Consider the following 26337-nt stretch of genomic DNA (forward strand, 5'->3'; position numbering starts at 1 on the left):
CTTGGCAACGTTGTACCCATAGATTGAGACAAATAATAGGAAATTACTTTCCAATACATATAGGTACGCTCTCTTGCCAAATAATTTTCCAAGGCATATTTCAAGTGACAACTACTTAAAATATATTTCGGACAATGGTGCAACGGATAATAAATACAAATAGCACCGGCTTCATGTCTGGGACAAGAAGAAATATTAATATTTTATCATTTCATAATATTATAAAAACGCTCAGTGAGCAGATCTTCCAAATTTAGTCTAGTCACAACAAGATTGGTTGCTAATTTTTGAGAAACATGAGACCAAGCCAATCTTACTACTAAAGTTCCAATAACCTTTAAGTCAGATTCTGGATAAGCTTTTTTAAAATTTTCCACCCATATGTCTCTGTGACATATAATAATTGGCTCATCTCGTCTGAATGAACAAGATGTAATTCTAAACCAATATTATCACAAAGTTTTGAGCTCTTGAATTCTCCGTATCCTAATCTGGTATTCTTAAATCGTCATAGGAACTAAGAATTTTTAAGTATTCCAACTTTTATTAAACTTTGTAACAATCTATTGGAATCTCCCCTTCATTGACTTCGACAATTATTTTCTCACCACTACAAGAACAAAAAATTATCTTTGAATTTACTTACTTTTAGAAAAAAAATGAGCAACACTCTTTCTTAACTAAAAGAAACACGCTCTCTACCTTTTTCTTTATGATTATCAAAAACCTATCCCGTTATAATTTAACCATCCATTATTAGGAGAATATTCTGCGTTTAGCCTAATAAACTGTTATAATCAATGTTTCTCTCTGTTCTAAAAATCAGCGTTTTTTCTCCTAGAGATACTCATAATTTCTGTACAATCTTTCCCAAAAAGGCCCCCCTAAACATTGCTATTAACACGATCATCCTGAGAAGTTTTATACATACACACTGCATTATACGGAGTGCTATGTATTTTTTGGAAAATCCCTTTGAATCTCTATCGAGCCTTGTTTTGGCAGTATCATTTTTAATATATCATAAATATTTTTATTTAATTTAATTTTAGAAAACTTAGTCATTATCGTGTTTCATTAGATGATATGAGCAAGGTAGGGATTCAATAGTGTTGCCTTGCAGAAAATATTGCGTCCATTCTCTATTTTGGAGTTTGCTATATTTTCTTAAAAAAGGAGATTTTGTGATAATATCAAAAGGTTCAGGCCTTTTTCCTACAACGAGAATACATTTTGTTCTGTAGAGAGAAGACTTAGAAAAAACACTTAAGCTGGAAAGTTAACATAAATATAGAACTTACTTAATTCTGTTTATATGAGACGGGATATTGCAAACTATAAACATAGGTTCGCCATGAAAGCAGAACTCCCATAGACGATTGTACATATTTTTTGTATATACTTAGGTCATTCTCGGTTGTCAAAATCTCGCAAATTTTTAAGCATAGATCAGAATTTTTCTCTATAAACTTCGATACTTTGTACGGGGGCAGGCTTCTCGAATGCAACAAAAGATGTGTTCTTTCCAAAACTTTTATAGTTATCGCAATAAGTTATCAGGTCTTCCATCATATTTTTTGCGGTCAACTTATTGTAGAACCCAAATCTAAGCATATTTTTTGAGTATCCATTTACACCGAATAGGCAGGGAAAAGGTCTAATTGTGTTATTCATGGTTGCATCGAATTCTTTAAAAACGACCTGCTTCCATTTTTCATATTTGTCTATATTTTCAATTATTTGCGCTGCTGAATCCATGTTTTCCTCCCAATTGTTGTATTTTATAAGAAATTGCTACGAATGATCCTCTCCAAAGCTGATAATTCATCATCATTGTGTCCCCAAATTGCTATAATAGCTGGGCAGGTATTTAAATCGATGGTTAGGGGGAGGGGCTCGTTTTCTTTAAAAAAAAGCGTAAAATGAACCACATTTTCCCAAGAATGAAGCTTTTGCCGCCATACGTTAACATCTTTTATAATATGACCGTCGATCTCGTTGATAAGGAAGATAATACGCCCTTTTTTCTTAAAGCGACTTGGGGTTTGCGAAAACACGCCTGCAATAAGGTTAACGGAGCTTTCAAGTAAATTATCTTCATAGCAATGCGCGAACAAGGTGGGTGCAATTCCTCCGTGGAGACGGGCTCCTACTTCGATCATTACTGGACCACGAGCTGTTTGCATGATTTCCATATGCGCAGGTCCATATTCAATCCCCAGTGCGCGAATGCATTGTTTTGCATAAGAGATAAGAGGGGCATAAGAGGGATCTTGAGCATCAAGCACATCAAGCGATTCATAAACAAAAGCACTTCCATTATGAATACCTTTTTTATATCGCGATAAAGCACATATCTTTATAGCCTCTCCATTTACAACGGCGTCGACGATGTATTCCTCTCCCTCCAATCTTTCTTGGAGCAAATAAGCATCGTTAGGTGCGCCAAAAATATTTTTTTGTGTCCAGTCGATTCTAGAGGACCATGCCGCCACTTCCTCAAGATTAGAGAAAAACAAAACACCATCACTCCCTGCAGAATCATTTGGCTTTACCACATAGCCGCTGTGGCTTTCAAAACCATCGAGAGTACAATCGTTTTTTGTAAGAATCTTTGATCGGATGTAAGATAAACCATTTTCACAAAGACGTTTTTGCATCGCTGCTTTTTTCCGTCGCCAATCGGTAGTCAAGGGGTTATTCCCAAGACAACCATAATAAGCCGCCAATTGCTCTGCACAATAGATACCTCTTTCGGCACCCGCTATTACAGCCTCTATCGTGCCGATAGGAAAGCGTTTCTTTATCTCATCTACACTATGAAGCTTCGCTTCTGCCATGCCCTTTCCCTGATAAGAAAGCATAAAGTGTGAAAAAGGAGCTTGTTGAGAGACAACACCATAACAAGCATAGCCTAATTTTTGCAAAGCAGGGCCATAGAGGGCACCCGTGGAGAAAGGGTCGACAATAAGAATAGGTTTTCTCATACTTTGTTCCGCTGTGATAAAAGGAAAAGAACATAAATAAAGATTATTAGCCCTATAAGGGGTAGAAGATAAACAGCTGCTTGAGGACCCATAAGGGCAGAGCTTGTAAGAAGACCAAGAATGACATAACCTGCCGACTGGGAGAGAGTATAAAGCATGCCGCTATAGCTTCCCACCAGCTCTGCTTGAGCCTCTGTTTTGGTCGCTTCAATCGTATGTTTGCGGGCATTAATTCGCATGGTATTCATTGAAAAGCCAATAAAAAAGCAAAAGACCACAGCCAAATAGGGCGATTGTGTGGTGCTAAAAATAAGATCAGCTACGCTCAATATAAGGGCTGGGAGAATAAATTCAAAACGAGGGATTTTGATAAAAGCAGCCAAAAAAGCGCCCATGCCCGCAACCGCACTGCAAAGCCCATAGTATTCAGAGCCAAAATTTTTCACACTCTGAAAAAGAATGGTTGCCAGCGTATTATAAGCGCAAATATGAAAGCCAATAAGTCCTATGCAGACGCATAAAAGTTTAAGCTCACGGGAGAGTCCATCCGCTTGCGGTGTAGGTGCTGGCTTCTTACCAGTTGCAAGTGCTGTGGTATCTGTAGCGTTGTATTCATCGCAAAATATAATATATCCGGCTATAAGGCTTATAATGATGTCAAACACACAAAGTGTCACAATCAAACCATTATAACCGATTTCAGCCGCTGCCCCTCGAGGGCTGGTCGCTTCTAAGAGATAACCACTTAGTGCTGCTCCCAAAAATGCGCCAATTTGCACCACTGTTTGCATAATGCGGGAAGCCTTTTGGGCGCTAATATAACCACTAAGTGCTAGTTTAGTATTATAAGTCTCGAGTGTGCTTAAGGTAATCAAAGAGAGATAGCCGATAGAGATAGAGACAGCGATAAAACCAAAGGGGGAATCAGCGTAATGGAAAAGAGCAATCAATAAAAGAAGGCTATAGATAATGATCCGCCTTTTGTATAAATCGACCAACCGCAGTGAGGCTTTAATGCGCACAAGACCGCTTTTTTTCAAAAGATAGGGCATAAGGGTGCCCAAAGCCATGGTTACGCCCAGGAAAACCGATGAGGATGTTATGCGATAAGCATTCCAAAGATTACTTAAAAATAAAACCATATCAGAAAGATACAGCAGGACAACAAGCCCATAAAACCGAAACATCAGTTGTTTGTGCACATTATCCCCCCATGTTAAATACACATGCTATACATTATACATTTTTACAAAAAGCTAATATATGTGTTGTTAGGCATGTCAAGTTTTTTCGATAGAAGCATGATACAGATTTGAACGATAACGTTTATCATAGGGATAGCTAATTTTGGAGAAACTGAGAGCGGAGGCGGTTGGTATTTTTACTGTATCTCTTGTGAGGTGCTTTTCCAATGAGGAGTTTCTTCGCTAAATGACCAGTATAGCTATGTTCTTGGGAGGGCTGTGTTTGCACTCTTAAGATTTCCTCCATTTATACTCAAGGTTTAGGTTTTTCTATTGACCGTTGTTAGATGTTGTTGTGACAATAAACTTCGTTATCTATCAGAAACATTTATGGCATTAGCGCTAAGGTATTGTATTAAAACCTTTACATGGTAGTCTGTCTGATAGAGAGGTATTATTGGTTCAGTTTTAGGAGGCTTTATTACGGCTGATTTGGGCGTCGTCGTTGTTTGAGGTCTTATTATAATATTCTTAATTTCAGTTTATGAATATACCGAAAAATATAGTGAAACATTTGATTTAAACGCTTTTGCAAGGCATATTTCAATATCTCAGCGATGTTTTCCAAGAATTGCTCTGCTGCTTTTTGACGGAATTGAATATCAAATGCTTATAGCGAGGGCAGTGGTTTGAGAAAAGATAGAGTTGATTTCATTAGATTTCTATGTAGTGCAATCCAGTACCAGCTCTTAAGGGACAATAATATACTGAGATCGAACTCATTTCTATACATTTACACGACGCTATAGGAGTAATCCTCAGAAACTCTACTAGAATTCGTTAAAAAATGGCAGGTTATGGAGTGTGATCAAAAAATATATTTTTTACAAATACTTAATCTCATTTTAAGTTGTCTAAAATATAACCTTATCTTAAAACTAAGTCTATATACCGCCATTTATCATAAAGTTAATAAGTTATACAAAATGCGGGAGTATTGTGTTTTTCTATTTAGAGACGAGTTAAAAAACACCTTATTAAACATTAAGAGATTTCAGATATAAAACAATTTAACTTATGGAAAGTATATAGACAAAATGTATCTTGATAAAAAAGTTTATAACTCCATGTGGTCTTCAAAGAAATTGCTCGCCATTACTCAACAGAAAAACATATAATAAGAACTTCTCAACCCAGTTATTGGTATAGAAATAATCCAGAAATTAGAGATTACTTAGATACTGGAAAAGCAATTGATCCGTTACTTTTAGCACTTTTAGCAGCGACAGATAGACGCAAACATACGCTTGAAATTATTGAACCTTCCTTAACGTCATCGCAAAATTTATTAATTAGCGATCGATATGTTTATTCTAGTCTTGCTTATTTTTATGCTCGAGAGCTTTCTGTTGAAAGTGTCGTTAAATTAAATCAATCTATTCCAAGACCTCATATTACATTTTATCTTCATTTACCGCCCATTACTATACTGGAACGGTTGCAGAAAAGGGATGGTTTAAACTTAAAATATGAAGAAAAACTCTCTTTTATTGAAAAAATTTACAAAGTATACAAAGTTTTATCGGAAATAGATGAGCGGTTTATAACAATTGATGGAACTACTCCTGTTTCTTTAATTCATCATCAAATACGACATCATATAGATAAGTTTTTTTGATTATGAATAAAATCATTTATTAATCAATTTATCCACGATAAATCCTCCTTTATGTATTCTTACTCTAAATCTGAAACTTTAGAGATGTGATTGCAATAATTTAACTGCTCAGGAAAAATATCACGTTATATATTTTAATTAGAAAACTAACTGTAATGGGCTTGTTTTAAAAGATTTAGAGAAGGGGAGTAGAAAAGTTAGCAATATTTATTGTGAGGATAATAGTATGTTTATTCTTTTAGAGACGAAGTGTGGTGATAGAAGAACGACATGGAGGAATATACTCGAGCATATTTTAGTGCAAAGAATAATAAGGACAATAATGTGAGTGAAGCTTCCATACCGTAAAATTGTTTCACATATGTATAAAGGTGTAGCTTCTGAATAAAACGCACATAAAATATTAATTTTGTTTTTGTCCATAAATGTTCCGTTTTCATAGAAGAATTAATCATAAAACAGCACAAAGATTGTAAAAGCCTCAAAAAAGAAATTTTGCTTTCTTAAATTTAATGATCTAAAATAAAAATTGTAAGAATGCCTGTTTTTAAACAGGATGTATCATGCATATCGACTGGTATTCATTTTAGAGGATAATTTATGTTCACTTCAAATTTGAAGGAACGCATTGCTTTATTTGAAAATAGAACTTTTCTCTATTTTACTTTGAGCGGCTTATTTGCTACATTTGGAAGTGGACTAAATTATATTACATTGTCATGGCTCGCTTACAATCAGACGGGCTCAATCCGTGGTGTAGCGTTGATGATGCTTTTTCTTTGGACGCCTGGCATTATTTTTGCGCCTATTTTTGGCATATTGGCAGATAAATATAACCGTAAAACGCAGATTATTATTTCAAATCTTGTGAGAGGTTTGGTAATTGTAAGCTGGGTAATGCTTTGGCATTTTGGTATAGAAATTGAATTGATGGTCTTATCTGCTCTTTTGGGTATTTTTATCCCTTTTTATATGCCATCAGCTATTTCTTTAATTCAAAGTATTGTGCTGAAGGAACAGCTCATCAATGCAAATGCAACCATCGATATGGTTTATGAACTTGGCACTATCGTAGGTATGGGCTTAAGTGGATTTATACTGTCCTATGCAGGAACAAAAGGAACTCTTCTAATAGGTGGTATATTCTTTATCATTGCTGGTTTATTTAATTTTGCAATGAAGGTACCTAAAAACCGAAGATCTAAAAAACAAAACCAGCAAAATTGGTGGGAAAATTATACAGCATCCCTTCATTATTTTAAACAGAATCCAGCTCTTGTTGTACCTTATATAAGCCAGATGATTATTATGACTCTTTTGATGACCGTTCCTGTTATTCTCGTTCCTTATATACAAGAGGTTTTACATGCGGATAACAGGACCTTTGCAATATTTGAGGTGCTTTATTCTATGGGTGTATTGACAGGTGCGTTTTTTTCACCACTTCTTTGTAAAGTTTTATCCATAAGGAAAACATTAGCCATTTTATTAGCTTTTATGGCTATTGGCCTTGCTATTCTATCTGTTAATACACACAATTTTGTTGTTTTTCCTGTTTACTTTATGATTGGATTTGGACTTTCGAGTTGGGCTCTTTCGATTTCTTTATCACAACTCTCTTGTGATCCTGAATACCAAGGAAGATTGCAGGCAAGTTTTAATGGTATCTCTGGATGCTTGATCCTCGGAGTCTATCTCATTATGGCAAGCGATAACAGTAGAATATCACCTCAATCGATATATTTTTTTCAAAGCATTGTTGCGTTTGTTGGAATACTCATAGTGCTGTTTTATAAACATGAAAAACAATAAATTACATTTAAGTGTGGACAACATACGCTATTTTATAAATATTTACGCTGCAGTACATTTCACATTTTGCTTTTAAAGGAGAGTTGAGAAAATGTAAAAGTTGGTGCTTAATGAACAAAGCATAAATTGATGTATGCTAGAGAATACTCTCTATTTTTTGATAATGATCTAAAAGAATTGATGCGTTTCTTTAATTCATCTCACTGTTGTTAAGAAGACGAAAACGTAACACTTTAAATCTTCTTGAAAGTTTTTTGTCTAAGCGTAGCAGAAAGTAAAGCGATGAGGTAATATCGTATCATATGGGGAGAGTATTGTATTATTTTTGTTTTTCAAAATCCATATGAAAAATTGTATCAATTTCATCTTCATTGGAATGAGTATTTCTACGACGATGCAAGGTTTGCACAATCTCTTTTTTTAAAACAGCATCTGTTTCACTTAAACGGTGAATACTGAGTTCCAATTCAAGAGATAACGCCAAATCCACGCACAGTTTAAGCTCTTCTCCAATGTCGAAACCGCGTTGATAGTCGTCATAAAGACCAACCAGTGTATCAGATAATTCTTTATCGCATAAAGAGGTCATGCTTAATTCCTCAACGTTGCGGGTTTCCATGCAGCTTTTTTAAGTATCACTCCACTATCATCGCTTAAAATTGCCATGTATACGAACCTCATGGTTTTGTCAATTTTCTGCAAAATACGCGCTTTTAAATCAAAGCCTATTAAAGATTTTATTACTCCAAGATTTTGAAGCGCCCAATTGTAAATATGGATGGCAATGTGTTTACTATAGAATTTATAGCATTTAAAATACATTGCCAAAAGGCTTTTAATATGCGTAGAGGAAGAGTATTCTGACGATAAACCAAACACCCTGAAATCTCTATTGCCAGTTACAGCTAAATCAGTGCTATTAATATATAAAATAAGCAAACAGGGTTTGTAAACGTCTAACTTTTTAATAACGAGTGATAATCTCATTTTTTGTAGAATACCAATTATTTTGCCTATTTTATATTGATTTTTAGACATTGATAAACTTTTTACCTTATAAAAACCTATGGGAAATGCATTAGCATATTTTTGTAATAAGATTTCAGTGGTATATTACACAGCATGAAATGAAGAGAATCGTATTAGGCTTTTTGCTTTTGAAAGAATATGACTGCAACTTTTGAGAAAGCAGTTGGCAAGAATTGGCTTGGCATGCAAACTGATAGAGTTGGCAGTGGCGCATTTAGTTTTTTCATTGGCCTGTGTCCAAATGTTTTTGACTCTGGAAAATAGCCTCTGATAGGCTTGAGTTTTTCCAAGGTTATATTACAGGGGCGCAGCTCAGAGAAATACCACGGCGATTGCATTTTTGTAATTGTCATAATTTTCGCTCCTGCTTGAATGGATGCTGTAACATCCGTTTTTGTGGGGTTATGTATGTGATAACTGCTCTTCTTAAGGGGCAGTAATGATAGATGTAAATCAATATAATTATTTAGTCAACAATTATATTGATTTTGGAGTGTTTTTTTTGGCTCGTCCGGAAGCAAAACCTAAAACTGAGTTGGCAAAACGTTTTCGTAAAGTGCGTCACGCTCTTGGTTTTACAGAGCGTAAGCAGTTTGCTGAACATCTTGGTATCACTGCTGGCTCTATAGGAACTTATGAAACTGGTATAAGTGAGCCTACAGCCTCTGCGCTCTCCAAATATCAAGAAATTTGTGGTGTTTCATTAGATTGGCTAGTAACGGGAAATGGCGAGATGTTTTCAGATGTGGCAAAGGCGAAAGCAGCTGGTTTTAAACCGCAGGCGATTCCTACTGGGCTGATGAAAAAGCTGGGACATTTAGTTTATACGACCTATCATGATGCAAAAATAACACTTTCTCCTGAAGATGTTGCGGAATTAGCAGCAGAGCTTTATGGAAGATTGCAAGAGCTTATTCAAAACCTCAATGATATAGAAGAAGTCGAAGCCACTTTGCCACTTTTAAAATTACATTTAAAGCGTAAAATCGAAACTGAAAAGCACATCTAGAATTTCATAAGATACGAATGAACAGCCTTTAAAAAAATAAAACTTTTTTGATTTTCTGCTGTATAACCAAGTTTGGAATGTGAAAATCTCACGATTTTCGAGTCTCTTATTCGATCTGAAAAACGAGAAACTATCATTATAAATCAATATATTTCTCTGATTAAAGATAAAATGGTTCATAAAAAGAATGACGAGTAGTGATACAAACAAAATTTCTTCAAAAAGAAGCTAATATAGTGCCATTCCTGAAATATTTGTTGGTTGAAGAAAAGATACGGACAACAGTGAAAATACAATGACGATGTTTTGTTCCTATAGAAGGGTAACAGATATATAAGAGAGAAGAACGAAAGACTATTTATAGGCGCGCTTTTGTCTTTTTATGAAGATGATAAGATGAGCACGTTAAAACTTTTTACAGAGCGTGCATCATTATATTTAAGACAGATTTCTTTCAAAGAGATGTATAATATATTGAAACAGTTTACCTCGCAACAAAAAGTGAGATTATCATGATAATCGTCATTATTACATTATGCTATAAGTTAAAAAATCATAAATTTGTGCTTATAAGAACAGCTAATTTATTGAGAAGTATTTTTATAAATTTATAAAAAATAATTTTTACACTCTTGCCATTCTTCTGATGCGCTTTATTTGAAAAGTAGAATTGCTCTTTAGTGAAACTATTTTTGTTAAGAGATAAATCGCAGTATTTTTGAATGGAGATAACAGTATATTTTCAAAGTTTTGTGTTTTTATTTATTTTTTAGCTTGAATCCCTCTAGCTAAAAGGGTTGGGGACTTTTCTAGATTCGATGTTGTTGCAGAGATTTTAGGTCGATGCCGGATAAGTATCGGTATCGTAGGGGGGAGTTTTGTCTTGATTTATTGGTTTTTGAAGTGCGCAAACTAAGGGTTTTGCCATGTGTGTTTTCGCGCGTTGTGATGATGTTGAACTCTGTAGGAGGAGATTCTTATGAAAAAAAAATATTCCACACCAAATTTAATTAAAGTTGTCTCTCTTAGTACGGTAATGGCCACACTCTTATCGAGTGTTTCTCCTGTTTTTGCGGCGAATCTTGCGATAGTAGGAGGGACGAGTCAAAGTACACCTGGTACTGGTGTTGCATATCCACACGGTAGTCATGGGAGTGTTGTTTTTGCTGGTGATGATGATTTCTGTGGTGTAGACAACGTTATTGGTCGTGGCGGCAAACAACAACAAGGAATTGCTGATAGTCAACGAATAACCGCAGAGCAACAATATGAGAGATTTATTGGTGAGAAAGTTTTTGGAGGTCGTAGTCCTTACGGCACGACCACTGAAAAGGTTACTTGGCAAGGCGCTGGGATTCTAACCAACAATGCTACTTATATGGGAACAAACACTAGTGGTATCATTAATGCTATGCCTGAGGCTTATGGTGTTTATTCTTTTGCAACGGGTTGTGGATCTGCAGCGACGGGTAATTATTCAACCGTATTTGGTGCAGGTGCGACAGCAAAGGCAGGGGGTGCACAAGCTTTTGGTGTTTCCGCACTTGCAAGTGGTATAGCAAGTGTTGCTATGGGTGTAGGCTCAGAAGCATCGGGCAAATCTTCAGTTTCTATTGGAGGGCTTGCAACTGCATTAGGTACAAATAGCATTGCTTTAGGTACAAAGGTAAAGGCAGAAAAGAGTTATACGATTGCTATAGGTACAGATGCTGAAGCTAAAGCTTCAGGTGCTATTGCAATAGGGGGCAGGCGCTCTGACAGAACCGAAGAAAATGATCCTAACAGAAAAGTAATCGCGAATGCTGAAAATGCGATTGCTATAGGTACGCAAGCTTATGCTGAAAAAGAAGATTCGGTTGCCATTGGTGTAAATTCGCAAGTGCTTGTTAGAGATGGTGTTGCTGTAGGTGGTGGGGCTATCTCTGATAGAGACAAGAATGTTGCTGGTTATGATCCTGTAACAGGTAAAGGGACAACAAAAACCAGTATAGCATGGAAGAGCACCACAGGCGCTTTTAGCGTTGGTGAAGTTGGCGGTCGTGGTAATGGTACGCTAACACGACAAATTACAGGGGTTGCAGCTGGAAGTGAAGATACTGATGCGGTAAACGTGGCGCAACTAAAAGCTATGAAAGATATCATAGCAGGGGGAGGGGGGTGGAAACTTTCTGCTAACGATACCGATCCGACAGATGTGAATTCAGGCAATACCGTAGATTTTTCAGTGAAAAGTGAAAAAGAAGCGGGAAAAGACAACTTAAAGATTGCAAAAAACACTGCAGATAATAAGCATAAAATTGAATTTACTTTAAATGATCATCTTAAATTGACGCAAGTCACCACAGGCCAAAGCACGATGAGTGATGATGGCTTTTTTGTTAACGGTGAAAGCGGTTCACGCATGACTGTAGACGGCTTTTTTATTAATGGTAATGATGGTCCAAGCATGACTATTGATGGTATTGATGCAGCCAAGCAAAAGATCACAAACGTAGCAGATGGGTCTGAACCTAACGATGCAGTGAATTATAAACAGTTGCAAGAGGTGAAAAACGCGAACAAAACGAGTTGGCAGCTTGCTGTTAACGGTGGAAATGCTACGGCTATTGGTCCAAATGGTACAGTAAATTTTCAGTCAGTTGACAATAAAGGTACAAAAAATATCAAGATCGAAAAAGATAATGATCACAATGTCACATTTGATCTAGCTGATGATATTCAGGTAATGACTGTCACAGCAGGAGACAGCATTATGGATGCTGCTGGCTTTAGATTTGACGGTGATGAGGGGCCGAGCATAACTGTTAATGGCATTCATGCTGGTAATAAAACGATTAAAGGGGTAGCGGCAGGGGAAGAAGATACTGATGCTGTAAATTATAAGCAGTTGACGGAGGTAAGAACACTTGCTGAAGCAGGCTGGAAACTTTCTGTTGATGGGAACAATGCTACAGATGTTAAAGCTGGGAGTACAGTAGATCTTGTTGCGGATGCGGGTGAGGACGGAAGCAAAAATATAAAAATTGCAAAAGACAGTAATAAAGTTACATTTTCTTTGAATGATAACCTTAAGCTTACGAGTGTCACGACAGGCAACAGCATTATGAGTGATGAGGGCTTTAAGTTTATTGATGGTAATGGACCAAGCATAACTTTGAATGGTATTAATGCTGGTGATAAAAAAATTACAGGAGTAGCTAAGGCAGAAGGCGATACTGATGCTGTAAATTATGAACAGCTGAAAGAGGTAAGGACACTTGCAGAAAATGGCTGGAAACTTTCTGTTGATGGTAACAATGCTACAGATGTTAAAGCTGGGAGTACAGTAGATCTTGTTGCGGATGCGGGTGAGGACGGAAGCAAAAATATAAAAATTGCAAAAGACAGTAATAAAGTTACATTTTCTCTGAATGATACTCTTAAGCTCACGAGTGTCACGACAGGCAACAGCATTATGAGCAACGATGGCTTTAAGTTTGTTGATGGTGGTCCAAGCATAACTGTGAATGGTATTGATGCTGGTGGCAAAAAGATTACAAAAGTGAAAGCTGGTACTGATGATACTGATGCAGTAAATTATAAACAGCTGAAAGACTTTACAGCGGGGATGGAAACGGGCTGGAAGCTTTCTGTTGATGGTGATAATGCTACAGATGTTGGGGCAGGAAGTACAGTAAAGTTTGTTGCAGTTAAGCAGAAGGACGATGATAATAATGAGAGTGAGAACACAAATATAAAAATTACCAGAGGTGATAACAATGAAGTGAAGTTTGATTTAAGCGAATATATTAAAGTTGGTCGTGTAGAAACAGGGGACAGCAGAATGAGTAATGCCGGTTTCATGATCAAAGATGGCCCAAGAATGACCAAGGGTGGTATTCATGCCGCCAATACAAAAATTACAGGAGTCGCAGATGGTAGCAATGAGCATGATGCTGTTAATCTTTCACAATTATATAAAATGAAGTTTGAGATAGAAGACAATAGTCTTGTTAAATGGAGTAAAAGTAAAAAAAATATTACCATTGGTGCTGAAAAAGAAGGTATCGAAATCAATATTGCGAACTCTGAAGGCAAGGATCGAATTATTTCTGGCGTTGCAGTTGGAAAAGTCAGTTCCGATTCAACAGAAGCAATAAATGGCCATCAACTGTTTAATTATATTACTAATATAGTGGATTTTTTTGGTGGTGAGGAGACAGATATACTTAATGGTATCAAACCAACTTTTATGGTTCAGAATACAAAACACGACAATGTAACGGATGCTTTCGCTGCTGTTGATACTTCTATCACAGATATTTATAGTCAGATTAATAATGTAACAGAAAATAGTCTTGTTAAATGGAAAGAAGATCAGAAGCTTATCACTATTGGTGCTGAAAAAGGCGGTACGAAAATTGATATTACAGGTACTGAGGGAGAGCGAACCATTGCAGGTGTAAAAAATGGTGAAATTTCCAAAGACTCCATGGAAGCTGTAAATGGTAGTCAAATTAATACAATCTCTGGAGATATTGCAAAATTCTTTGGTGGTGGTACTTCATTTGAAAATGGTGTGTTTGTTGGACCACAGTATAATTTATCTACCGTTTCTGCAGATGGTACAGTAGTACAGAAAACATTTGACAATGTTGGTGAGGCTCTTGAAGGACTTGATGTAAATGTCAAGAATGTGAATAAACATATACAATATGTAGACAAGAAATTTGATGATAAATTTGATAAATTTTCTCAAGACGCGTTACTTTGGAGTGAAGAGGAAAAAGCGTTTGTCGCACTGCGTGGACCAAATGGACAGAAGACAGATAGTAAGATTAAATTCCTTGCGGATGGTGATATTTCAGGAGATTCAACAGATGCAATAAATGGTTCTCAACTTTATAAGATGGGCGATAAGATTGCGAATTATTTTGGCGGTGGTGCTCGCTATGAGAATGGAGAGTGGATAGATCCTACTTTCAAAGTTTCTCAGCGTAATGAGGATGGCACTATTGTTGAGAAAAAGCATCATAATGTCGCTGATGCTTTTGAAGGTGTCAATAATTCTATTACGGATATCTATAATCAGATTAACAATGTAACAGAAAATAGCCTTGTAAAGCAGGAGGGAGAAGATGGTCTTATTACTGTGGGTAAAGCAACTGGTGGTACTGAAATCAGCCTTGTAAATAAAGATAATCAAGAAAGAACACTTTCCGGTGTGAAAGATGGAGAACTTTCTCAAACATCAACGCAAGCGGTAAATGGTTCACAGCTTTTTGCTACGGATAAGAAGGTTACAACTGTTACTGACAATCTTAAAACAGTCGCTCAAAATACATCGAAATATTTTGGGGGTAGTACAGATGTACTGAATGGTGTAGAACCAGCTTTCCTTATTCAGGGGAAGACCTATCATAATGTTACGGAAGCGTTTACAGGTGTTAATACTTCTATCACAAATATTGATAATAAGATTTCCGATGTGGTAAAAAATAGTCTTGTTAAGCAAGATGGAGGTGCATCAGGTATTATTACTATTGGTAAGGATACCGCTGGTACTGAGATCAATATTGCAGGTGTTGGTGGTTCAGGACGTAAAATTTCTGGCGTGCGGGAGGCAGAAAATGGTGATGAAGCTGTTAACAAAGACCAACTTGATAAAAGCATAGATAAGATTTCTAAAGATATTGAGACAGTAACTGCTGCTGCGGTTCTCTATGATAAGAATGACGATAATAGTGTTAATTATGGTAGTGTAACTTTGGGCGGCGATAAGAACAACGGAACAGTTGCTCTTCATAACGTAAAAGATGGTAGCATTTCTGAAAATTCCAACGATGCAATCAATGGTAGTCAGATTAATAAAATATCAGCAGATATTGCAAAGTTTTTTGGCGGTGGTGCAAAGTTCATTAACGGTGCTTTTGAAGGGCTGAAATATACTTTATCCGCTATTGTAGGTGGTGAAGTAGGGAAGGCTAATTTTTACAATGTTGGTGATGCTTTAACAGGTCTTGATAAAAATGTTCAAGATGTGAATCAACGCTTAACGAATGTATCCAATGAGTTTAATCAGAAAATTGAAAATTTCTCTAAAGATGCTTTACTGTGGGATGATGAGGAAGAAGCATTTGTAGCACGTCATGAAAAAGATGGCAAGAAAACAAACAGCAAATTGAAGTATCTTTTAGATGGTGAGATTGCTCAAGGTTCAACAGATGCCATTACGGGCAACCAACTTTATTCCATGAATAACCAACTTGCGAATTATTTCGGTGGCGGTGCCAAATATGAGAATGGCAAATGGACAGATCCTACTTTTAAGATTGTTCAAGTCAATGCTGATGGTACGACTGTTGAGACAGAGCATCATAATGTCGCTGATGCTTTTGGTGACGTCAATAAAAATATGTCAAATATTAATAACCGTATTGATGATGTCATCAACAAGGTCGATTCAGATGCTTTAAAGTGGAATGATAAAGAAAAAGCCTATGATGCTGGTCGCGATGGAAAGCCGAATAAAATTATCAATGTAGCTGATGGTAAAGTTGAAAAAGGCTCGAAAGATGCCGTCAATGGTGGGCAACTTTGGGAAACCAATGAACGTGTCACTGGTGTCGAAAAAGATGTGAAGCATCTTACCAACAGAGTTGATACCATTTCCAATACGATTGCTGATATTGGTGATACAGTTATCAATATTGATGCCAAAGTTGATAACATCAATAATAGAGTTGACGGCATTGAAGAGGATGCTGTTCGTTATGATAGAGATGAAAACGGCAAAAAAACCAATAAAATCACATTAGCGGGGGGGGATGCCAGTGAACCTGTTCTGATTGATAATGTAGCTGATGGTAAAATTGAAAAAGGCTCGAAAGAGGCTGTAAATGGTGGTCAACTTCATGATTATACTAAAGAACAGATGAAGATTATTCTTGATGAATCCAAGCAGTATACAGATCAACGGGTTAATAATATTGTGATTGATGCGATTGATGATGCTGTTGATCGGGCTAAGCAATATACAGATATGAAGTTTGATATTTTAAACTATAGTATTGAGAGTGTGAAAAAAGAGGCAAGACAAGCAGCGGCTATTGGTCTTGCAGTGTCTAACTTACGCTACAATGATACACCTGGAAAATTAAGCGTTGGATTTGGTACTGGTTTATGGCGTAGTCAGTCTGCATTTGCCTTTGGTGCAGGTTACACCTCAGAAAATGGAAAATACCGCTCTAACATATCCGCAACAACTTCTGGAGGTCACTGGGGTGTAGGTGCGGGATTCAATATGACATTGAATTGATAATAAACAAAATACATAAAAATTCCTTTTCACCCCTGTCTCATGAGGCAGGGGTGAATTGTTGTTACGTATGTAAAAAAAATATATATAAATTGATAAGCGCTAACGATAAATACAGGTTTAAAAAACAGAAAAACCGGACGCTTTCAACAAAATGAACTTCTTATTTCAAAATAAGATAATGAGTTTTTTCATAAATTATAAGTTTATTATTTTCTTCTTTAATTTTTAAATCTGAAAAATCTGTAGCACTCTACAGATAAAAAACCTTTTGCTCTCTACAAATCTATTAAAAAGCTTTTAAGACAAAAATCTCCATTCAAATGTATTTCAACTTTACTGGAAGAAGCTATAAAACAATATGCTAAATTAACTCTACCCCTTGCAAAAAACAACCAATAAGTTTAAAGGTTAAAAAAAACCAATCACCACAAAAAAATTACTTTCTTAGGAAATGTAAAAGAGCAAAACGCATTAACCATAAAACCTAAAACACAACTTCTCTATCTTTTCAGTCAGGTACTAAATTTTTGAATACGTTTAGAAAAACCAATTTTAGGGGACCTAATAGCGTTTAAATGTGTCTTTTTTGTGTTTATAGTTATTTCTTTCATTGGGGAGTTCATTATGAAAAAATTATATACAAAATTAGCAGGGAGCAGTTTAAAATTTTCTCGTTTTCCTTTTATTAAAGTCCTATCCTTGACTTCAATAGCGGCACTTTTAGCCAGTGTTTCCCCTGTTTTTTCGAATGATTTGGATTCTTCTAGTTCATCACAGGAAAATTATTTAACAGCGCTGAATGTTGCTTTGACATCCAAGGTAAGTGCTGCTGATGACTATGAAAATTTTTTAACCAAAACTCTTACTGGTGTAAGTGATTATAGTCCTATAGTGAATGTTTTGGCAGAAACCAGCGATTCGATACGTTCAATTGATATGAATGCTGGAAGTAAAAAAATAACAAGAGCAGCTTTAACTCCAGGAGTTGTAAAGGGAGATCAGATAACTAGCAGTCAGGATTTGGGTAATTCTCTTATTTATGGTGAACGAGCTCAGGGAGAAGCGCATGATGCTATTGTTTCCGGGCAGGTAGCGCAGACGAAGGCTGACCAAGGGATTGCTATCGGCTTAACTGCTTTAGCTGGTAGTAGTAGAAATACTAAAAATAGCATTGCAATCGGCTCTTCTCTAACCGATAGTTCTGATGAAAAAGAGAGAACAGTTTCATTTGGTGATTATAGTAAGGGTATAACCAGACAAATTACAGGCGTAGCAGCTGGTTCTAATGTTACCGATGCAGTGAACCTTAGACAGTTGCAGGACTTAGAACAAGTTGTAAGACAAAACGGTTGGAAATTCTCTGTTGGAGATAAAAATGCTACAACCGTTTTTATGGATAGCGCGGTAGATTTTTCCGCAGGAAGTAGCAACCTAAATATTACAAAGGGCGAAGATAACAATAAAGTAAAATTTGATCTGGCTCAAGACATTATGTTAACAAGCTTAAAAGCAGGTACAAATACCTTCGATGCCACGGGCTTAGTAATTACTGATGGTCCGAAAATAACCACCGGTGGTATTGATGCTGGAAATAAAAAGGTAATGGGTGTTACATTTGGTGATCTTAGTGCAGATTCACAAGAGGCGGTAAATGGTAGTCAGTTGAATGTTGTAGCTACCCATATAGCTGGATATTTAGGCGGTGGTGTTAAATTTACGAATGGTCAATGGGATAATCCAGAGTTCAAAATTAAAACTTTAAATCCTGAGACGAATGAGATTGAAGAAGAAAGTTTTCCAAATGTAGCCAAAGCCTTTGAGGGTGTGGGTAAGTCTTATGTAAATCTTCACAATGAGATTAAAAAAGCTGCCGATGATAGTGTCTTTAAATGGCATGCCGAAACGGAGAGCATTACAATTGCTGCCAGTGAGGGAAAAGGTGGGCAAGAAAGTATTGCTATAGGTAAGCTTTCAAGTGCAACTGCTAACAATGGTATTGCATTAGGTGGTTCTGCAAATGTATCTGGTGAAAATAGTATTGCATTAGGTGGTTTTGCAAATGCATCTGGTGAAAATAGTATTGCATTAGGTGGACTTTCAGCTGCAACAGCTAAAAATAGTATGGCATTAGGTTCAAATGTACAAGTACTTCCTGAGGGTGGTGTTGCTGTGGGTTATAAATCTGTTTCTCGTAACTCAGTGTCCGCAGTTGGCTATGATCCTTCCATAGGGAGCCAGTCAACGGATGATGGTGTGATATGGAAGAGCACTCAAGGAGCTTTTAGTGTTGGTGATACTCCGAATAAGATAACACGACAGCTTACAGGTGTGGCAGCGGGTTATGCAGACACTGATGCCGTCAACATTGCACAGCTGAAAAAATTAAGAGAATTTGTAGCACAAGGGTGGACACTTTCTCTTAATGATAAGGCTGTTTCAAACTTTCAGCCGGGTGATATATTAAATTTGGTTTCTGGAAGCAAAAACTTTGAGATTAAAAATAGTGATACAACAGACAATAAAGACAAAAAAATAACATTTGATTTGGCACAAGATGTCACATTGAACAGTGTAAAATTAAAAGACATCACTTTAGATAAAACGGGCTTAACTATTGAAAATGGTCCCAAAGTAATAGCGGATGGTATTGATGCTGCAGGTAAAAAAATAACAGGTCTTGCGGGTGGAGATCTTAGCACAAATTCGACAGATGCCGTTAATGGTGGCCAGCTTCATACAATCACTGGGGATTTATCAAAAATTTTAGGTGGAGATGTATCCTTTGATGGAAAAAACTTTAAAGTACCAGAGTATAAATTATCGAATATTGATGAAAAAGGTGTTGTAACAGATAAACCGCATACCGATGTTGGTTCTGCCTTTAAAGGACTTGATGACAATATCAAGAATGTGAATGCTCGCATTAAGAAAGTCTCAGAAGGAGTTGCACAAGATTCTTTATCTTGGAGCGATGCTGACAAAGCTTTTGTCGCTCAGCATGGGGAAGGTGATGACAGAAAGGCAAGTAAAATCACATCGCTTGCTGTAGGAGATATTACGAAAGAATCGATGGATGCCGTAAATGGTTCTCAACTTTATTCACTGGGCGATAAGGTTGCAAAATATTTTTCTGATGATGCTGAATATAAGGATGGGGAATTGAAAGTTCCTGATTTTAAGCTAAAAATTATCAATGATGATGGCACTGAAGCTGAATCAAGCTATAAGAATGTATCAGATGCATTTTCAGGTGTGGGTAAACTTTTCACAAAGGTTCAAACTGCGATCAGCGATGTAATCAGTAATTTGCTTGTTACGAAAAATGAAGGTATTATCAACATTGGTAAAGGAGTAGAAGGTAGTGAAATCAATATCGCAAACAAGGGTGGTAAGGATCGAACTCTTTCTGGTGTAAAGGCAGCAGAAAAAGCCAATGAAGCTGTGAACAAAGAACAATTTGATAAAGGTTTGAAGGATCTTTCTGATACCCTTCTGTCGGATAGTTCTTCTGTTGTTCTTTACGATAAAACAACAGATAATCAAACTGATTATACAAATGTAACTTTTGGGAAAGGGAAGGATGCTACACCTGTTGCGCTCCATAATGTAGCCGCCGGATCGATTGCGGAAAACTCAACGGATGTTATCAATGGAGGACAGGTTCACATTCTTTCAATGGATATAGCAAAATTGTTGGGTGGAGATGCTGAATTTAAGGATGGTGCTTTTAAAGGGCCAACTTATAATTTATCCAGTATTGATAAAGGTGGTGAAGTAACAGATAAACCGCATACCGATGTTGGTTCTGCCTTTAAAGGGCTTGATGAGAATATCAAGAATGTGAACGCTCGCATTAAGGAGGTCTCAGAGGGAGTTGCACAAGATTCTTTATCTTGGAGCGATGGTGACAAAGCTTTTGTCGCTCTGCATGGGGAAGGTGAAGACAGAAAAGCAAGCAAGATCACATCACTTGCGGCTGGCTCTATAGTATCAGGCTCGAGTGATGCGGTTAATGGTGGACAGATTTATGATCTGAATCAGTCGCTAGCAAAGTATTTTGGTGGTGATGCTAAGTATGATGGTGATGGCTGGGTCCTTCCAGGTTTCAAGATAATGACTTTCCAAGAAGATGGAAGCTTTGTAGAGGAGGATTATGATAGCATTGCAGCCGCGTTTGCCGGTGTAAATAAGGTTTTCAAGAATCTTCATAATGAGATTTCAGACAACATTGAGCAAAATGCGTTGTTGTGGAGTGATGATGCAGGTGCGTTTGTAGCACAGCATGGGGAAGAAGGTAAAAAGGAAAACAGCAAGATCACGTTCCTTGCGAAAGGAAAGATATCAGAAGATTCGACTGATGCGATTAATGGTGGTCAGATTTATACTCTTCAACAGACATTTGCCTCATATTTTGGTGGAGGAGCTGGTTATGATAAGGAAGGAAACTGGCAAGGACCAAAATTCACCGTTCAGGTCTTTAATAAGGATGGTACGAAAGGTGATAAAGAGGAGCGTAATAATGTCTCTGAAGCATTTGATGTTGTTAATGACAGCATGAGCACTATCAACGATCGTATAAAAGAAGTTGAAAAAGGTACCTCTTCGAATAGTCTGAATTGGAATGAAGAAAAAGGAAGCTATGATGCATCTCATGTTGATGCTCAGGGTGTTAAGAGTCCAAGTAAGATTATCAATGTAGAGGATGGCAAGGTAGACAGAGATTCAAAAGAAGCTGTGAATGGAGGACAGCTTTGGGAAACTCAGCAAATGATTACAGATCAGGTCAAGGATATTGAAAATAAAGTTACGGAGGGATCTGTACAATACGATAAAGATAAAAAAACGGGCAAAAAGACCAATAAAGTTAGCTTAGTTGGTGGAGATGAAAGTTCTCCAGTATTAATAGCCAATGTAGCCGATGGAAAGATTGAAAAGGATTCGAAAGAAGCGATTAATGGCGGTCAATTAAAAGATAAGATAGATTTTGTGCTTGAAAGTGCCAATAAGTATACGGATGAGAAAATTTCTCATCTTGTAAAAGATGGAGTTAATGAGGCTAATTCGTATACGGATATGAAGTTTTCGACATTAAGTTATGCTGTTGAGGATGTTCGAAAAGAGGCAAGACAAGCTGCAGCTGTTGGTTTAGCAGTAGCTGGTTTACGCTATAGTGATATTCCTGGAAAATTAACAATCGCATTTGGTAGTGGTTTATGGCGTAGTCAATCTGCTTTTGCTTTTGGTGCAGGTTATACTTCAGAGAACGGTGATATTGGTTCCAACTTGTCAATTACCACTTCTGGAGGTCACTGGGGTATAAGTACAGGGGTTAATGTGATACTCAACTAATAAACGACTAAATCCATAAAATTGATTTGCCTTTTTCTTATTTAAGAAAAGGGCAAATTTTTTACTTTCTTCCAGAACTCTCTAAAGCTATTCTAAATGTATAAAACTCCCGTAATTATATAAAATCCGAATATAAAAAGCTTATTACAACTTTTGTTGAGAATAAAAGAGCTTAGTGGTAAAGATTCAAAAAATTGATTGCTATTATTTTTATTTGTTAAAATGCTTCACGCAATGTAAATACGAATATACCCTTTATTAAAAGAAGACAGTTTTAGCTTTTATTTTCGTATAGTTTTAAACGTATGCTTTATAATGCAACGCTCTACAGATATGCAACGTACTCCAAACACAAGTATTGCTTTAGGGTAGTGGAGCGCAAACGGAAAAAGAATGGAGCGTTGCTGTAGGCAATATGGCTCATGTTTTAGAGAAAAGCAGTGTCGCAGTAGGTGGTGAATATAATAAGAAGAGCGAACACGGGGAAAATGATTATACTCTTTCGAAGAGTGATTATTCAACAGTAGTAGCAGCTGTTTCTAAAGCTTTAGAATATGGTTCGATTGCTCTTGGTCACTCCGTACATAAGCATTTGCTCAAGAAGCTATTTCTATGGGCTTCTATTCAAAAGCAAAAGGGGTTGGAAGTATCGCTTTAGGTTCCTATTCTAAAGTGATGGTTGATGGGGGGCTATCGGGAACAGCTCTGTGTCTGGTAGGACTGCTGGCGTTTTTGGGGATACGTCTGTTCTGCAAGGACTGGCTAAAAACACCTAATCTCAATGGAAAAGTACGAAAGTTTCAGTAAATATTGGTGTTCCTAGTAAGAACATAACGCGACAAATTATAGGCGTAGCAGCTGATAGCAAATCTGCCGATGCGGTGAACCTGAGACAGTTGCAAGATTTAGGAGAAGTCGTAAGAAAAAAAGAGTGGAAACAGTCTATTTCTGGTGAGGCAGCTAAAGATATGGGTGCTAGATAGTACAATGAATTTTTCATCGGGAGGAAGTAACTTCAGGGTTAAAAGAGATAAGGACGATGAAAATAAGCTCATATTTGGTTTGGCTAATGATATAGCATTGAAAAGCATAACATTAGGAGAGAAAAGAAAAGTCGATGCAACAGGCTTAGTAATTACTGATGTCCCGCAAATAACCACCGGTAATATTAATGCGGCAAGTAAAAAAGTAACAAATGTTGCAGAAGGAACTAGCAATACTGATGCAGTGAATTTTTCACAACTGAAGGGAATAAAAGAACAAGTAGCAGTGAGTATTTTTGTAAAATAGGATACAGCAACGAGACACATTACCATTAGTAAGGATATAGATGGGGCATTTTAGTAAAAAGCTTTCATAAATCCTCTAATGAAATAAAAAATCTTATTCACGAAAAATAAACTGATGCCTAAGCGGATGATCAATAGGCACAAAAATTATACCTTTTTCAAAGAGATCAAAGCTAAAAACGACACACAACCTTTGATAGAAAAACGAAATCCATTCTAATATTAAGTATTTTTTTACCTTCCTCAAATTGACTTTCACGAACCTACCCCTAATTACCCTCTAAAGGCGTTGCAGAAACAACAGCTTACGTCTTAATTTTATTTATGTCCTAAAACACGCTGTAAAAGCAGGAACACGCAAGGGAAATAAGAAAGCTCTAGAACACACCTTTTTTGTGTTTTTAATCTATTGTTATGAGGGGGTATTATGAAAAAATATTCAACACCAAATTTGATTAAAGCTGTTTCATTGGGAACAGTTATAGCGACGCTCTTGTCGAGTGTTTCTCCTGTGGTTGCTGCAAATCTTGCGATAACAAGTGATAAAGTTCAAAGTACAAGTGGTCCTAGCGTGTCTTATCAATACGCTAGCCATGGCAGTATTGTATTAGCTGGCGATAAGGATTACTGTGGTGTGTTTAATGTTGTTGATCGTGGTGGAAGCAATCAAGGTACTGATAACCAAATCACTGCAGAGGAACTATATGAAAGAGTTTCTATGAATAAAGAGATTAATGGCAAGCGTCCTTTTAACTGGGCGAAGGTTCAGCTTAATTGGGTTGATGATGGTCTGACCGGTAAGGGGGGATATATGGGAAAAGCAACCGGTGGTCTTTCAAATGTTCTGCCTGAAGCTTATGGTGTGTATTCTTTTGCAACTGGGTGTGGATCTTCCGCAACGGGGCATTATTCAACAGCATTTGGAGCGGCTGCAACTGCAAAGTTTGGGGGATCACAAGCTTTTGGTATTGCTGCACTTGCAGGTGGACAAGCAAGTATTGCTATAGGGGTTGCGTCTGAAGCAGTAGCAAGCAATACGATTGCTATTGGTGGGCGTGCAAAAGCAAAAGGCGTTGATAGTATTGCATTCGGTAACAAATCACTTGCAGGTGGACAACAAGCAATTGCTATAGGTTATGGTGCTCAAGCTCAAACAGATCTTTCGATAGCGATTGGTTCAGATGCAAGAGCGACTGAGCATAAGGGTGTTGCTCTTGGGAGCGAGTCTGTGGCTGATGTTGCTGCTGGCGCTATCGGGTATAATTCTTTAACTAAAGGCCCTTCAGATTCTGACGACATGATATGGGCGAGTACGCTAGGTGCAGTGAGTGTTGGTGATGCTAAATCAAAAAAAACGCGCCAGATTGTAGGAGTGGCAGCTGGTAGTGGCGACACTGATGCCGTTAATGTTGCACAGTTAAAATCATTACAAAAATACGTAGACCAAGGTTGGACACTATCTGTTGGAGGTAAAAATGCTAAAGCTGTTGGTGTACAAGATACTGTAGATTTGTCGGCTGCAAGTGACAACCTTAAGATTACAAAAGGTGAGGAAAACAATAATGTAACATTTGATCTAGCTAATAATATTACAGTGGAACGAGTTACCGCTGGGAGAAGCTCTATCAGTGATGATGGCATTTTGTTTGCTGATGGGGCTAAAATAACTGTGGATGGTATTGATGCTGGCAATAAGCAGATTACAGGAGTGGCAGCTGGGGAAGAACCTGATGATGCAGTGAATTTTGCGCAGCTACAAGAGATAAAAAATCAAATAGCAGCAAATAGTCTTGTTAAGCAAGATGGTGGAGAAGAAGGTCGTATCACCATTGGTATAGAAACAGGTGGTTCTGAAATCAATGTTGCAAACAAATCGGGTGAAGATAGGATAATTTCCGGTGTGAAGGCTGCTGTAAACAATAACGACGCTGTTAATAAACAACAGCTCGATGGTCAGATTGCAGATGTTGTTGACACTATAAAAAGCAATAGCCTTGTTAAGCGAGAAGAAGAGACAAATCGTATCATCATCGGTAAGGAAATAGAAGGCACAGAGATTAATATTGCAAACAAATCAGGTGATGCTCGTGCAATTTCCGGTGTGAAAGAAGCAGTTAAGGATGATGAAGCCGTTAATAAAAAACAACTTGATGGTGAAATTGCAGATATCACGGACAGTATTAAGGTCATTAAAGAAGCAAATAACTTTGCGGTTCTTTATGATAAAAATGCAGATGGCACCGTTAATTATAATAGCATAACTTTGGGTGGTGATAAGATTACAGCACCCGTTTCCCTCCATAATGTTAAAGATGGGAAAATTGCTGAAGATTCGCATGATGCGATCAATGGGAACCAAATTAATAAAATATCTGGAGATATAGCAAATTATTTTGGTGGTGGTGCCTCGTTCGAAAATGGTGCTTTTAAAGGACCAAACTATAGTTTATCTGTTATTGTTGAAGATGGTCAGGTGGCAAAAGCCAATTATCATGATGTTGGCTCAGCTTTGAGTGGTCTCGATGCAAATGTGAAGAGTGTGAATAGTCATCTCACGAATGTGGTCAATAATTTTACACAACAAATCAATGATATTACACAAGAAGTCAAAGGGGATGCTTTGTTGTGGAGCAATGATGAGCAGGCATTTGTAGCACAGCATGGAGAGGAAAAAACCAATAGCAAAATTAAGTTTCTTGC

At 37.1% G+C, this 26337-nt stretch carries 15 protein-coding genes and 1 pseudogene; 8 read left to right on the forward strand and 8 right to left on the reverse strand.

Annotated elements, in window-relative coordinates:
• Positions 1 to 206 precede the first annotated feature (206 nt).
• From ACFIMA_RS07160 to ACFIMA_RS07180, 5 genes are all read right to left on the reverse strand, one after another.
• Entirely contained in the window at positions 207 to 377 is a 171-nt protein-coding gene (locus tag ACFIMA_RS07160) for a hypothetical protein (RefSeq protein WP_375632536.1), read from the reverse strand.
• 920 nt (positions 378 to 1297) lie between these two features.
• Positions 1298 to 1387 (reverse strand): YqcI/YcgG family protein, encoded by a 90-nt coding sequence (locus ACFIMA_RS07165; RefSeq protein ID WP_375612870.1) that lies wholly within the window; start codon positions 1385 to 1387, stop codon positions 1298 to 1300.
• Between the two features lie 62 nt (positions 1388 to 1449).
• Complete coding sequence (locus ACFIMA_RS07170) at positions 1450 to 1758, reverse strand: YqcI/YcgG family protein (RefSeq protein WP_375632537.1); 309 nt, start codon at positions 1756 to 1758, stop codon at positions 1450 to 1452.
• A 23-nt stretch (positions 1759 to 1781) separates the two neighbouring features.
• A complete protein-coding gene (locus tag ACFIMA_RS07175; protein WP_375677671.1) occupies positions 1782 to 2987 on the reverse strand; it encodes an ATP-grasp domain-containing protein in 1206 nt (401 codons plus the stop codon).
• Complete coding sequence (locus ACFIMA_RS07180; RefSeq protein WP_375629323.1) at positions 2984 to 4174, reverse strand: hypothetical protein; 1191 nt, start codon at positions 4172 to 4174, stop codon at positions 2984 to 2986. The genes ACFIMA_RS07175 and ACFIMA_RS07180 overlap by 4 nt, the downstream gene beginning before the upstream one ends.
• A gap of 1126 nt (positions 4175 to 5300) precedes the next feature.
• Between ACFIMA_RS07180 and tmk the strand changes: the two genes are divergently transcribed.
• Positions 5301 to 5849, forward strand: a complete 549-nt coding sequence (gene tmk / locus ACFIMA_RS07185; RefSeq protein ID WP_375612872.1) for a dTMP kinase — start codon at positions 5301 to 5303, stop codon at positions 5847 to 5849.
• Positions 5850 to 6449: 600 nt separating this feature from the next.
• The gene (locus tag ACFIMA_RS07190; RefSeq protein ID WP_375672092.1) at positions 6450 to 7661 is read left to right on the forward strand and encodes an MFS transporter; all 1212 of its coding nucleotides are present in this window, start codon (positions 6450 to 6452) and stop codon (positions 7659 to 7661) included.
• 319 nt (positions 7662 to 7980) lie between these two features.
• Here ACFIMA_RS07190 and ACFIMA_RS07195 read toward each other — a convergent pair whose 3' ends face one another.
• The 3 genes from ACFIMA_RS07195 to ACFIMA_RS07205 all read right to left on the reverse strand — a co-directional run bounded on the left by ACFIMA_RS07195 (position 7981) and on the right by ACFIMA_RS07205 (position 9043).
• Entirely contained in the window at positions 7981 to 8250 is a 270-nt protein-coding gene (locus ACFIMA_RS07195; RefSeq protein ID WP_012754562.1) for a hypothetical protein, read from the reverse strand.
• A gap of 2 nt (positions 8251 to 8252) precedes the next feature.
• Positions 8253 to 8699, reverse strand: a complete 447-nt coding sequence (locus tag ACFIMA_RS07200; protein ID WP_375612874.1) for a hypothetical protein — start codon at positions 8697 to 8699, stop codon at positions 8253 to 8255.
• 104 nt (positions 8700 to 8803) lie between these two features.
• Positions 8804 to 9043 carry a hypothetical protein gene (locus ACFIMA_RS07205; RefSeq protein WP_375612875.1) on the reverse strand — a complete coding sequence of 80 codons (240 nt, stop codon included), beginning with the start codon at positions 9041 to 9043 and terminating at the stop codon, positions 8804 to 8806.
• A gap of 149 nt (positions 9044 to 9192) precedes the next feature.
• Here ACFIMA_RS07205 and ACFIMA_RS07210 point away from each other — a divergent pair, with 149 nt between their 5' ends.
• The 6 genes and pseudogenes from ACFIMA_RS07210 to ACFIMA_RS07235 all read left to right on the forward strand — a co-directional run.
• On the forward strand, positions 9193 to 9699 hold the full coding sequence (locus ACFIMA_RS07210) for a helix-turn-helix domain-containing protein (protein ID WP_375610047.1): 507 nt from the start codon (positions 9193 to 9195) through the stop codon (positions 9697 to 9699).
• A gap of 979 nt (positions 9700 to 10678) precedes the next feature.
• Entirely contained in the window at positions 10679 to 16996 is a 6318-nt protein-coding gene (locus ACFIMA_RS07215) for a Vomp family autotransporter (protein ID WP_375693265.1), read from the forward strand.
• Between the two features lie 627 nt (positions 16997 to 17623).
• Positions 17624 to 22348: a YadA-like family protein gene (locus tag ACFIMA_RS07220; RefSeq protein ID WP_375693264.1), complete on the forward strand. Its 4725-nt coding sequence runs from the start codon at positions 17624 to 17626 to the stop codon at positions 22346 to 22348.
• Positions 22349 to 22763: 415 nt separating this feature from the next.
• On the forward strand, positions 22764 to 23006 hold the full coding sequence (locus ACFIMA_RS07225; protein ID WP_375612878.1) for a hypothetical protein: 243 nt from the start codon (positions 22764 to 22766) through the stop codon (positions 23004 to 23006).
• Between the two features lie 329 nt (positions 23007 to 23335).
• Positions 23336 to 23638, forward strand: coding sequence for a hypothetical protein (locus ACFIMA_RS07230; protein ID WP_375611461.1), 303 nt, complete (start codon positions 23336 to 23338; stop codon positions 23636 to 23638).
• 426 nt (positions 23639 to 24064) lie between these two features.
• A pseudogene (locus ACFIMA_RS07235) lies at positions 24065 to 26337 on the forward strand (hypothetical protein); the annotation flags it as partial.

Source organism: Bartonella sp. AP88HLJMH (assembly GCF_042195605.1).
Lineage (GTDB): Bacteria > Pseudomonadota > Alphaproteobacteria > Rhizobiales > Rhizobiaceae > Bartonella.